The sequence below is a fragment of the Xanthomonas hortorum genome (assembly GCF_011305375.1).
Lineage (GTDB): Bacteria > Pseudomonadota > Gammaproteobacteria > Xanthomonadales > Xanthomonadaceae > Xanthomonas > Xanthomonas hortorum_E.
This window is the reverse complement of sequence record NZ_VCME01000001.1, coordinates 1-12,341: the sequence shown is the minus strand read 5'-3', so window position 1 is coordinate 12,341 and position 12,341 is coordinate 1. Positions and strand designations below refer to the sequence as shown.

Annotated in this window: 9 protein-coding genes; 6 read left to right on the top strand and 3 right to left on the bottom strand. The window is 58.5% G+C overall.

Annotated elements, in window-relative coordinates:
* Position 1 precedes the first annotated feature (1 nt).
* The 3 genes from FFY45_RS00045 to FFY45_RS00035 form a co-directional block, all read right to left on the bottom strand.
* Complete coding sequence (locus tag FFY45_RS00045; RefSeq protein WP_176338861.1) at positions 2-463, bottom strand: GtrA family protein; 462 nt, start codon at positions 461-463, stop codon at positions 2-4.
* A complete protein-coding gene (locus FFY45_RS00040) occupies positions 460-2,367 on the bottom strand; it encodes a hypothetical protein (protein ID WP_176338860.1) in 1,908 nt (635 codons plus the stop codon). The genes FFY45_RS00045 and FFY45_RS00040 overlap by 4 nt, the downstream gene beginning before the upstream one ends.
* 82 nt (positions 2,368-2,449) lie before the next feature.
* Positions 2,450-2,857 carry a pilin gene (locus tag FFY45_RS00035; RefSeq protein ID WP_176338859.1) on the bottom strand — a complete coding sequence of 136 codons (408 nt, stop codon included), beginning with the start codon at positions 2,855-2,857 and terminating at the stop codon, positions 2,450-2,452.
* A 354-nt stretch (positions 2,858-3,211) separates the two neighbouring features.
* On the opposite strand from FFY45_RS00035, the gene FFY45_RS00030 reads away from it, so the two are divergent.
* The 6 genes from FFY45_RS00030 (at position 3,212) to FFY45_RS00005 (ending at position 12,064) form a co-directional block, all read left to right on the top strand.
* Positions 3,212-4,471, top strand: coding sequence for a type II secretion system F family protein (locus FFY45_RS00030; protein ID WP_176338858.1), 1,260 nt, complete (start codon positions 3,212-3,214; stop codon positions 4,469-4,471).
* A 6-nt stretch (positions 4,472-4,477) separates the two neighbouring features.
* Entirely contained in the window at positions 4,478-5,341 is an 864-nt protein-coding gene (locus tag FFY45_RS00025; protein WP_016849610.1) for a prepilin peptidase, read from the top strand.
* Between the two features lie 13 nt (positions 5,342-5,354).
* A complete protein-coding gene (gene coaE, locus FFY45_RS00020; RefSeq protein WP_176338857.1) occupies positions 5,355-5,975 on the top strand; it encodes a dephospho-CoA kinase in 621 nt (206 codons plus the stop codon).
* Between the two features lie 104 nt (positions 5,976-6,079).
* Positions 6,080-10,465 carry a DUF6531 domain-containing protein gene (locus tag FFY45_RS00015; protein WP_255171826.1) on the top strand — a complete coding sequence of 1,462 codons (4,386 nt, stop codon included), beginning with the start codon at positions 6,080-6,082 and terminating at the stop codon, positions 10,463-10,465.
* Positions 10,466-11,379: 914 nt separating this feature from the next.
* Positions 11,380-11,781 carry a SymE family type I addiction module toxin gene (locus FFY45_RS00010; RefSeq protein ID WP_176338856.1) on the top strand — a complete coding sequence of 134 codons (402 nt, stop codon included), beginning with the start codon at positions 11,380-11,382 and terminating at the stop codon, positions 11,779-11,781.
* 97 nt (positions 11,782-11,878) lie between these two features.
* Entirely contained in the window at positions 11,879-12,064 is a 186-nt protein-coding gene (locus FFY45_RS00005; protein ID WP_006448358.1) for a hypothetical protein, read from the top strand.
* Positions 12,065-12,341 lie beyond the last annotated feature (277 nt).

Below are 12,341 nucleotides of genomic sequence, written 5' to 3'. Positions count from 1 at the left end.
GCTACTTCCCTTCCCCAATGGACCGGCCACGCGCGCGCGGCCGGAACAGAATCAATTTCCGCAGTACAAAGTTGGAGTTGAATGAAAAACCCACCGCAATCAACCTGGCAATGCTCCCCGGCATACCAAGCCATTCAATGCTCAGCCACATTATCCCCTGAACCACAAGCAAGCCGGAACAACCGATCAGCACAAAAGCTGCCAGTTCTGCTGAGCGCGAATGGAGGCTGCGCGTAGCGAACACCCAACGCACGCTGATGACGTAGGCCACCACGCTACCTACCAGGAAGCCAGCGGTGGCAGCACCGTACCAGCCCCACCCCCAGCTGGCGAGCAAGCCAAAAGTACCCAGATCAACCAGCAACGCCACGGCCGAAGCCAGCAGATAGCCCCCGCCTTCCGAGGCCCAGCCGCGCCGGGCCGTGGAGGGTGCGGCGACTTCCACTGCAGACGGTTCGTTCATGCCTGGGCGCCCCCCGCAAGCGGCGGCACCCAGTCTGAGCACTTGTACAGGTACTCGGTAGTAATCACTTCGCCTGTCCGCGGGTGACGCACCTGCCACCTGCTGCGTACGTGCTTTTCCTGGTCGAACGGCAACACGAAGTAATCAGGCGGCACCAGATCACCATGCCGCGTACACATATGTTCCAGACCCAACTCGCTGATCCTGCAAGGTTCGGCGTCCACCTGCACGTTCGCCATCACCTCGCAGATCTCTGACTGCAGCGTCACCGGTTCTACTTGGGCGCTCAACTGTCTTCCCAGCAATGCCGTCTGCCGGTTGAACATCTGCCCTGACAACTGCTGCGGGCTGTAGTAATTGGCACGCCGGAGTACCAGCCAGGCCGCACGCGGGGAGGCCTCGCTGGCAAACCAGAACACGCTGGCATTACGAGGGATTTCTTCACTAAACACCGCCGTGCCATGGGCGGACTCTTGGACCCGGGTCCACGGGCTGCGCGAATCCCACACGCTCAACGCGCCCACCAAGGCAGCTATTGAGAGCACGCCCATCAGCGCCTGCCCTTTCGGCCCGCTACTGCGGTAACCCCAGACGGCCAACGCGACCAGCCCGCCGCAGATCAGCGGGTAGGCGAAGATCATCACGTCCTGGCGGACCACTTCCGGATTGCGCCCGGTCATTTCGTACACCGCCCACATCTGCAACTGGTAGCGCGCTGTGGCCACAACCATCGCCACGCTCAATCCTGCCAGCAGTAGGCGGCGAATAGGAGGGCTCACCCGATCAGCCACATGCGGCCAGACAATATGCAGCGGGATCAGTCCCAGCACCGCCCATGGCAGCGTGCTGCGTGGCACGCTGGCACCGATCACGGCAATGGTGACCACCAGCAAAGGAGCAATCCAGTGGCCCCCCCATCGCTGCCACTGATCCCAGACCAGGAACGGGATCGACGCCGCCGCTAACCAATGCACTATCCACAGCACGCGCCACAGCTGCAGACCAATGGGCAGGATCAGCCTCAAGACATCAGCCAGCAGGAAGCTCAGGCCCAGGCCAAGCACGGTGGCGAGCAGTACTGCCTTGGCAAGCCGGCCCAACATCGCGTTGGGGCCACTCCACTGGGCCAGCAGGCTCAGCAAATAGACATCCGCCAGCACGATGCACCAGTCGCGCGGCGTCCAGGCGCCCAGAAACACCTGGTCGCCCACATCATCGATCATGCTGCGCCATTGCGTGTCCATCACCAGCAACAGGCCAGCCAGGGGCCCGACCTTCAATGCTGCCAGGACCAGCACAGGCACCACCAGCAGCAATGACCACAGCCAGCGGCGGTCACCCAAAACGAGCCAACACCAAGCGACCAGCACAGCGACGATGGCCTGCAGGGGATGCAGCAATCCCGCAGCAGCGAACAAGGCAACTGCCCAAGCCATCCGATCGCGCACCAGCGCCGCAATGGCAAGCAGGCACAGGGCTTCGGCAACAGGCCGCGCGGTCAGGAAAGGCTCCGCATACGAAAACATGCTGAATGCGCCATAGCCGGTGGGCATGACGATCAACGCCAACAGTGCGGGCCAGCGCCAGCGTGCCGGGAACAGCACATGCACGCCCCAGGCGCTGGCAGCATAGAAGAGCAAGCGACTGACGAAGGTCAGCACCAAGAAGGCCTTGCCCGGCTCTACGTAAGCTAGTAGCAGCGCCAGCAGCTGAGGGAACAGCGTGAAGCTGGCTTGGCTGCCCGCGACGAAGAACAGGTCACGGTTGAAGATGTCCGGCGAAATCAGGCGCAAAGCTTGCGCCAGGTAGAGCGTCGCGTCGTGGCGAATGCCGGTGTAGGGCCTGAGATAGACGATCAACGCCAGCGCAAAGCACCAAGGCGCGATCCTGCGCAGCGTCAGCATATACCGGGTCCATATCCAGAAAAAAGCGAGCCCCGCAGGCGCGGGGCTCGACTACAACACTTGGCGCATCACCTCTGCCGGATTACTGGCAGGTAGACGGGCGGTACTTGGCGGCGATTGTACCGCTGCAGACCCAATTCACCTGACCATTCGCATTCTTGGTGCCGGTAAGCGTAATCGTACCGGTGGGGGTGCTGCCGCCCAAATCCTTGGCAGTGGCAGTAATGATGCCCCCGGAATAGGCGACGCTTGAAACGTACTTAGACGACTGGGTTTCAATGGCGACGGTCGACGGCATTGCAGTACCAGTATCCGAAGCGGCCGCTTCCGATACAGTTGTACGGGCCGACGAGGCAGCCAGCACTACTTCCGACACGCGCGACTTGACCAGGTAATCCTGATAAGCCGGCAATGCGATAGCAGCCAGAATGGCGATGATCGCAACCACAATCATCAATTCGATCAGGGTAAAACCTTGTTGCTTCTTCATGAGTGCATCCCCTAGAGGTTTATGGAATTGCCGAAATCTCCGGCCCGGGCACGTAACGCATCCAGGCAGGGTGTGTTGTGCGAATTGATACATGCAGGTTGTATGCCAACCCTCAATGACCAGCTCGTTTCGCTCCCCGGAACAGATGATGCCAGACATTTCCGCAGATGAAAGCACACTTTCTCGCAACTGGGACGGTAAAGACGATGTGACGCGTCAGGTCACATTTTGACCGCCATGTGGCCCAGAACAGGTAAATCAATGTGTGGCAACTCGCAGTGATGTCCTTCCCAATCAAACACGCTACCATCAACACAAATTCCGGCCTGGGGATGGCTGGATGGGGAGCCCAACATGTCAGTCGCGCGTAGCGCCATCAAGAAGCAACCGGTCGACCGGAACACCAGCATGCTGCAGACCTTCGTTTGGGAAGGGGCTGACAAGCGTGGCGTGAAGATGAAGGGAGAGCAGACAGCCCGCAACGCCAATATGTTGCGAGCAGAGCTGCGCCGTCAGGGCATCGTGCCCAGCATGGTGAAGCAAAAACCAAAGCCCCTGTTCGGAGCGGCCGGCAAGAAGATTACCGCCAAAGACATTGCGTTCTTTAGCCGCCAGATGGCGACGATGATGAAGTCGGGCGTTCCTATCGTCAGTTCTTTGGAGATCATCGGCGAGGGGCACAAGAACCCACGCATGAAGAAGATGGTCGGCCAGGTCAGGACAGACATTGAGGGGGGATCCTCGCTCTACGAGTCCATCAGCAAACACCCCGTCCAATTTGACGAACTCTACCGCAACCTTGTCCGCGCGGGTGAAGGTGCCGGTGTGCTGGAGACTGTCCTAGATACGGTCGCCACGTACAAAGAAAACATTGAAGCCCTCAAGGGCAAGATCAAAAAGGCAATGTTCTACCCTGCCATGGTGGTTGCCGTGGCAATCATCGTGAGTGCGATTTTGCTTATTTTCGTGGTCCCTCAGTTCGAAGAGGTATTCAAGAATTTCGGTGCTGAACTACCGGCATTCACTCAGCTCCTCGTCAACGCCTCGCGCTTCATGGTCAGCTATTGGTGGCTGATGCTGGTGGTGACAGTTGGATCTATCGTTGGCTTCATCTTTGCCTACAAGCGTTCTCCACGGATGCAGCATGCACTTGATCGATTGATCCTCAAGGTCCCAGTGATCGGGCAGATCATGCACAACAGTGCGATTGCACGTTTTGCACGGACGACTGCAGTGACATTCAAGGCAGGCGTTCCTCTAGTGGAGGCACTCGGGATCGTAGCTGGCGCCACTGGCAATAAGGTGTATGAAGAGGCCGTTTTCAGGATGCGGGACGATGTGTCAGTCGGCTACCCGATCAACATGGCGATGAAACAAGTAAATCTGTTTCCTCACATGGTGGTGCAAATGACCGCGATCGGCGAAGAAGCCGGCGCCTTGGACACGATGCTGTTCAAAGTGGCTGACTACTTCGAGCAGGAAGTCAACAACGCCGTGGATGCGCTTAGCAGCCTGCTGGAGCCGCTGATCATGGTGTTCATTGGTACCATCGTCGGCGGCATGGTCATCGGCATGTATCTTCCGATCTTCAAACTCGGCGCTGTGGTGGGTTAAAACGTAATGGCATTTCTCGACCAGCATCCCGGTCTCGGCTTTCCCGCCGCAGCCGGACTGGGACTGCTGATCGGCAGCTTCCTGAACGTGGTGATCCTGCGCTTGCCCAAGCGCATGGAGTGGCAGTGGCGGCGCGATGCGCGCGAGATCCTGGAGCTACCGGACATCTACGAGCCACCACCACCGGGGATCGTGGTGGAGCCCTCGCACGACCCGGTGACCGGCGACAAGCTCAAGTGGTGGGAGAACATCCCGCTCTTCAGCTGGCTGATGCTGCGCGGCAAGTCGCGCTACAGCGGCAAGCCGATCTCCATCCAATACCCGCTGGTGGAGTTGCTGACCTCGATCCTGTGCGTGGCCAGCGTCTGGCGCTTCGGCTTCGGTTGGCAGGGCTTCGGTGCGATCGTGCTGAGCTGCTTTCTGGTGGCGATGTCGGGTATTGACCTGCGCCACAAGCTGCTGCCGGACCAGCTGACCCTGCCACTGATGTGGCTGGGACTGGTCGGCTCGATGGACAACCTCTACATGCCGGCCAAGCCCGCCCTGCTGGGCGCGGCGGTCGGCTATGTCTCGCTATGGACGGTGTGGTGGCTGTTCAAGCAGCTCACCGGCAAAGAAGGCATGGGCCATGGCGACTTCAAACTGCTGGCGGCGCTTGGCGCGTGGTGCGGGTTGAAAGGCATCCTGCCGATCATCCTGATCTCCTCGCTGGTCGGCGCCATCCTCGGCTCGATCTGGCTGGTGGCCAAGGGCCGTGACCGCGCCACCCCGATCCCGTTCGGCCCCTATCTGGCCATCGCCGGCTGGGTGGTGTTCTTCTGGGGCAACGACCTGGTGGACGGCTACCTGCACTTCGCAGGCCTGCGTTGACCGGGGCACGACGATGAGCGACTTCATCGTCGGCCTCACTGGCGGCATCGCGTCCGGCAAAAGCGCCCTGGCTGCCGAGTTTGAGAAGCTGGGCGTGCCGGTTATCGATGCCGATGTTGTTGCTCGGCAGGTGGTGGCGCCTGGCCCCATTCTCGATGCGATCGTGGAACGATTTGGCCCGGATATCCTACTGCCGGACGGCACGCTGCACCGACAAGCACTGCGCCAGATCGTCTTCGCCGATCCAGCCCAACGGAAAGCGCTAGAGGCGATAACCCATCCTGCCATTCGTGCAGAACTGCAGCGCACCGCTCAGGAAGCCTTGGGCCCTTATGCGATCGTCGCAATTCCCCTGCTGACCGAAGCGGGCGGCCGTGCTACGTACCCCTGGCTGGATCGCGTCCTGGTCGTCGATGCACCGGTCGAACTACAGCACACCCGGCTTATGCAACGCGATGGCAGCACGCCCGCACTGGCCAGTCAGATGCTGGCAGCGCAGGCTTCACGTGAACAACGGCTGGCTCTGGCTGACGATGTAGTAAATAACAGCGGCAGCCAACTTGGGCATTTAACACAGGAAGCGCGGAGATTGGATACTAAGTACAGCGGACTAGCCACGGAAAAAAAGGGATAGCCGGAGCTACCGAATCCCTGCTCAGATTCGCAGAACACCCAGAAGCCAATTGGACGTATCCAGCCCAAACCTTGCTGTATCGCAGATAACATTTGGGAAATAAATTGAAACGATATTTTATTATTATTATTTCAACCATAATAGCATTCCTTTGTCTATCAAACAGCATAGCGCATGCGCAAGATTATCCGACACAGTCAGCCGCCTATGTGGCGTGCCTCGCCAATGCCAAAATCAACTACGAAGCACGAGTTGTTCCGTTTCAGGCAACTCAATACCGCTGCGAGCGCATTACCCCAAGTGCAAATGGCTATACAGGCGCTATCTTCCTGAAAAATTGTGACACTTGCCCTTATTACTGGAGTGTCGGCTATGGTGGATTCGAGTGGCCAGCTGCTCCGTTCAATCCAGAGCTGAACCTTGGACCCGGCCAATGTCAGGCGAAAGGGACGCATGTAGGCAATCCAATCAATGTTGCAACAGGTAACAAGTTCCAACAAGCCGTCGACATTAGCGAGTCATTTGAAATTGGTTTTTCCCGTTACTACAATAGCTCCAGAACCAGCTCGGATGCTGCCCTTGGAATAGGATGGACACACAGCTATTCATCCAGAATCGCTTTTCCAAGCGACGCTTCCAGCGGCAAGATTGCATATGCAAAGCGCCCTGACGGCAGGTCGATCACGTTCTTTTGGCAGCCAAATGGAAAGTGGCTTCCTGATAGCGGACAGACAAGCTCTTTGGTTGAAGCCCGCGATGCGACTGGCACTACCGTCGAATGGCACTTTAAAGAACGGAAGGACAGCGCCACCGAGGCATACGATCTAGCTGGCCGCCTGTTAAGCATCGAGCAACTCGATGGCCTGACGACTCATTTGACCTACGCAACCGCCTCTGTCCAGCATCCAAGCCAGATTACCTCTTGGCAGGGACGCTCGATTCAACTGTACTACGACCCACAGGGAAGACTGTCCGAATTGATCGGACCCGACAAAGGAGTTTATACGTTTGAATACGATTCGGAAAATCATCTAACGTCAGCTTTGTATCCTGACGGCGATATTGTTACTTATCTCTATGGCGAGCCAGCACAAACCTCTAGCGCCTCCTCGGCCAATGCTCTCACCGGCATCATCGATGAGACCGCAAAGCGTTATGCAACGTATCGCTATGACGCCGATGGCCGGGCGATTACATCGATGCATGGCGACAATAGCGACCGTTACGATGTCAACTATATGGACAGCGTAAACGTAAAAATTGTCGAGCCTTCCGGCGCATTGAACTACCGCTCTTTCACGACCTATAACGGCATCAGGACTGCGACAAACAGCTCCAGATACTGCACTAATTGCACTCTGTCTAGCGAAGCATGGAGTTACGATGAAAATGGACATGTGAACGAGCATCGAGACGGAGCGGGAAACATCTCCGATCATGATCAGGACGAGTGTGGCAGGGATCTGGTGCTGACCGAAGCCAAGGGCACCCCGGGACAGCGGACAACGACGTATATCCGTGATCCATCGTTTGGCCGTGTCCTGGAAAGCACGACACACGATCTCTCCGGCAATAGCGTCAGACAAAGCACGTCGACATACAACGCTAGAGGTCAAGTTACTGCGTTACGCCTTGTCGATCCCACCAATGGCAGCGAGCGAGTCTCCGTCTCTTCTTATTGCGAGCAGACGGACGTGGATACAGGGCACTGCCCTCAGCTAGGCTTATTGCTTGTTGTAGATACAAGCGCACAGACAGCTTCGCGCAGAGTCGATTACGCTTACTACGCGAGCGATGAAGCACGTTGCGCATCCTCTTTTGCGACATGTACCTACCGCAAAGGCGACCTGCAAAAGATCACAGATGCCCTCGGCCAAGTCACCGAATATCTCGCCTACGACGGCGCCGGCCGCCCGCTGTCGATCAAGGACGCCAACGGCATCATCACCGACTACACCTATCACCCACGCGGTTGGCTGACGGCTAGCAAGGTGCGCGGAAGCGACGCATCTAGCGAGACCGATGACCGCATCACCCGCATCGACTACTGGCCCACCGGCCTGGTCAAGCAGGTCACCCAGCCCGATGGTGCGTTCACTGCCTTCAACTACGATGCGGCGCATCGGCTGACCGATATCACCGATAACGCGGGCAATACCATCCATTACACGCTGGACAACGCCGGCAATCGCGTCAAGGAAGACACCAAGGACGCGGCCGGCACGTTTAAGCGCACGCTCTCGCGTGTCTACAACCAGCTCGGGCAACTCAAGACGCAGGCCACCGCGGCCAGCGATCCGACCGATTTCGAGTACGACGCCAACGGCAACGCCACCAAGGTGACCGACGCGCTGGCAACCGCGACGCAGAGCGAGTACGACCCGTTGAACCGCCTGTCGCGCACGCTGCAGGATGTCGCCGGCATCAAGGCCAACACCAAATTCGACTACGACGCGCTGGACAACCTCACCAAGGTCACCGACCCCAAGGGCCTGGACACCAGGTACGAGTACAACGGCTTCGGCGATCTGGTGAAGCTCACCAGCCCGGATACCGGCGTCACCAGCTACACCTACGACAGCGCCGGCAACCGCGCCACCCAGACCGACGCGCGCGGCAACACCACTGCCTATGGCTACGACGCGCTCAATCGCCTGACCAAGGTCACTTACCCCACCAGCGGCCTCAATGTTGCCTACAGCTATGACGTGACGCAGACGGCCTGCCCGAGCGGGGAGACCTTCTCCATCGGTCGCCTGACCAAGATGCAGGACGGCGGCGCCATCACCCAGTACTGCTACAACCGCTTCGGCGACTTGGTGCGCAAGGTGCAGACCAGCAACGGCAAGGCGCTGGTGCTGCGCTACGACTACACCGTTGGCGGGCAGCTGCGCCGCATGACGTATCCAGACGGTGCAGTGGTCGATTACGTGCGTAACGCGCAAGGCCAGACCACCGAGGTCGGCGTGACCCCGGCCGGCGGCAGCCGCCAAGTGCTGCTGGGCAACGCCAGCTACTACCCGTTCGGCCCGGCTGCCAGCTGGAGCTACGGCAATGGCCGCACCCTCACCCGCCAGTACGATCTGGACTACCGCCCGCAGGCGATCCAGGACACCCGCCCGGGCGGACTGGAAGCCGGCTTCGGCTTCGACCCGGCCGGCAACCTCACCGCATTGACGCCCGCTGGCAATCCCACGCCGGAGATCGGCCTGGGCTACGACGCCCTGGGCCGCCTGACCGGCCTCAAGGACGGGAATACCGGCACGCTAATCGACGGCTACAGCTACGACGCCACCGGCAACCGCCTCAGCGCCAAGGTCGGCACGGCCACGCAGGCCTACAGCTATCCGGCCGACAGCCATCGCCTCAGCGCCGTGGCAGGCGTCGCCCGAACTTACGATGCCACCGGCAACACCACCGCCATCGGCGGCACCGCGCGGCAATACACCTACGACACCACCGGCCGCATGACCCAGGCCCGCCGCGCCGGCGCGGTGACCATGAACTACCGCTACAACGGCCGTGGCGAACAGGTGCGCCGCTTCCTCGGCACCACCAACACCTACACGCTCTATGACGAAGCCGGCCACTGGCTGGGTGACTACGACAACAACGGCGCACCCAAGCAGCAGGCAATCTGGCTGGACGATCTACCGGTCGGCCTGCTGGCTAACGCCAACAAGCTGCACTACATCGAGCCCGATCACCTGGGCAGCCCGCGCGTAGTGATCGAACCCGCCCGCGATGTGGCGGTGTGGACGTGGAGTTTGAAGGGCGAAGCTTTCGGCAACACCGCGCCGAATCAGGACCCTGATGGCGATGGTGCGGCGCTGGTGCTGGATATGCGCTTTCCGGGGCAGCGGTTTGATGCGGCGAGTGGATTGAATCAGAACTACTTCCGGGATTATGAGGCGGCTACCGGGCGGTATGGGCAAAGTGATCCGATTGGACTTGACGGCGGATCGACAACTTATAGCTACACCGGATCTAGTCCGCTTATGTGGAAAGACACTAATGGACTCGTTCGTTGGAGCGGCAATGCTATGCCTGCTGCTGTTGGCGTCGGTGCTTTATCCGTGGGTGCTTACGTATTCGATCTCACATCCCAATGTGTCAACGGGCGAAAAGCACACGTTCTCGTGAGAGCATGGGGTGCAGGATTTGGGGCGGGATTAAAGTATCTTCCGGTCACATCGACAGCTGGAAATGTGACATTGGAGGACCAGCTACCAGATATCGTTCCAAGTAATTTAGTCGGCCTGTTTTTTATGGAAAATGCCGGAGTTTCCGTAGGAGGCTTTGGTGGCGGCTGCAATGCATACCAAATGGGAAGCGAGTGGACACCTGCCGTTTCAAAGAACGGCACCTCATGCTCACTGGGTGGCGGCGGCCTTGATGCGGGTATCGGGCTTCAGTGGGGCAAGTCTGAGCTTGTTGGCCTGAAGTGGCTCAAGTGCGATGAATGCAGCCCTGTCGAGACGCCATTCTGAGAGATCGAAGAATGAAAATACTCTATCGAATAGCTTTCTCTTTTATTAGCTCTTGCTTCCTTGTTGTCCTATATCTAATGTTTGGACCTGTCTACATTGACAACAAGCTTGCAATGGAGATGGCTGGCCAATGGGTACTTATATCAACTATTTCCATCTTTACGGCGTCCTGCCTGATTCAATGGATTACTCGAAGAAGAAGCCGCCTTGCCGAATAATTTTCTTTGGCAATTTAAACACCAGCCACCGAAAGGCCACATCACTGCAAGTAGCCCAAAGGACCTGTACCCGACACATTGGTTACAGTGGGGACACTTAACCAAGCAGACGAACAGAGAAATCAGAACAAAAATTGCTGCTCCGAGAAAGAATTGTCCAGAGGTAGGACTGAAGAACACGCCAAGCAGAACGAATGCACTAAGAATCGTCCAGTAAAAAAATCTCACCCATTTGTACACCTTCATATCTTTATTCACTGGCAAACTTGTTCTTGGCGACTGAAAAAGAATTGTAGCCGTTCATTAGGCGAATACCGGGCAACGACGAAGTGGGATTCACCTTACACCTACTCCTGACGCTCCCGCAGTTGACATCCCAAGAAACCAGTAGCAACCTCTGCCTCAAGGAGCGTAGAAACTCCTCTCATAGCGGTACCCACCTCCGTCAAACTGGTGGGTTTTTTGTGCCTGCCTGCAGGTGCAAGCCGACGCGATGCCTGCGTCGGGAGGGCGGCTAATACAACACTCCTCCGGGAGGAATACGCCCGCCGGCTATGAGCGGTTTCTAACCTCCCGACATCCCGTCGCCGGCCGGCGACGGTGCCTGTTCTTCGAAGGAGGCATTGTCATGGAAAATGTATCGATAGTGCAGATTAGTGGGCTTCATCACCCCATGGTGTTTGTGGAGGTGAGGCAATGAGCCGGGCGCAGTCTCCAACCGCCAAGCTGTCCAAGCCGGATACCAAACGCACCGCTACCGCCAAGCAGCCTGAGCGCGCGATCGATGCACAGCCCGTGCGGCTGGTTCCCTCGCCCACGTTCGATGTGGACAACCTCGACTTCGACCGTCGCCCCAAGCGCCGCGCGGACGATCTGCCGCCGCGCCCACCGCGCAAGGCGCGCACGCCCACGCGCTGCACGGTGGGTTATGCGTTCTACGAGGCGGAGCCTGGCCGGCCGCACAGCCAGCGGATTCCCAGCGTGCGCTTGCGCGGGCTGTGGCTGGAGCAGTTGGGGTTTGCGGTCGGTTGCAAGCTGCAAATCACTGCGCGCGAGGGAGAATTGGTTGTGACGGTTGTACGCACTCACACGCCATGAGCGACTGCCCTCCGCATACGGCGATCGTCCCCAGCGGTTCTGGCTCTCCCGCAGCTGGGGGACTAGAATCGAACCAACTCTTCGTGAGATGCCTGCCATGTCCGCTCTCTTCAAACAGCAAGCTCACCAACTGGTGGATGCGTTGCCGGAAGATGCACGCTGGGAGGACCTGATCTACCAAGCCGCACTGCACCGGGCTATTGAAAAGGGGATCGAAGAGGCAGATGGCGGACAGTTGATTGCTGCTGAGGATGTGCTTCGGCAGCTTGAATTGTCTGCGTGAGGGTGTATTGGACACCAAGCGCCCACGCCAGGCTGCTAGAAATCCAGGCCTATCTGAAAGAGCATTCACCACTCATGGCGAAAGCGGTGACAGTCGCCCTAGGGAAGGTCTGAATAACGCGGCCTGAGAGCGCGGAATGTCGCGTCGTTGCGGAGAGTCGCGTTTGGATCTTCGGAGTTTGGCCATTTCTGGCGCTTTCCGTGGGAAATCCCCGGGTTACAGGCGCACGCTCCCCATGGCAGGCAGTAACTGCTTTCGCTTCATCCACAGATTGGAG

Coding starts and splice junctions, on each gene's coding strand:
- FFY45_RS00045 (WP_176338861.1), bottom strand. CDS start 463: ATGAACGAACCGTCTGCAGTGGAAGTCGCCGCACCCTCCACGGCCCGG.
- FFY45_RS00040 (WP_176338860.1), bottom strand. CDS start 2,367: ATGCTGACGCTGCGCAGGATCGCGCCTTGGTGCTTTGCGCTGGCGTTG.
- FFY45_RS00035 (WP_176338859.1), bottom strand. CDS start 2,857: ATGAAGAAGCAACAAGGTTTTACCCTGATCGAATTGATGATTGTGGTT.
- FFY45_RS00030 (WP_176338858.1), top strand. CDS start 3,212: ATGTCAGTCGCGCGTAGCGCCATCAAGAAGCAACCGGTCGACCGGAAC.
- FFY45_RS00025 (WP_016849610.1), top strand. CDS start 4,478: ATGGCATTTCTCGACCAGCATCCCGGTCTCGGCTTTCCCGCCGCAGCC.
- coaE (WP_176338857.1), top strand. CDS start 5,355: ATGAGCGACTTCATCGTCGGCCTCACTGGCGGCATCGCGTCCGGCAAA.
- FFY45_RS00010 (WP_176338856.1), top strand. CDS start 11,380: ATGAGCCGGGCGCAGTCTCCAACCGCCAAGCTGTCCAAGCCGGATACC.
- FFY45_RS00005 (WP_006448358.1), top strand. CDS start 11,879: ATGTCCGCTCTCTTCAAACAGCAAGCTCACCAACTGGTGGATGCGTTG.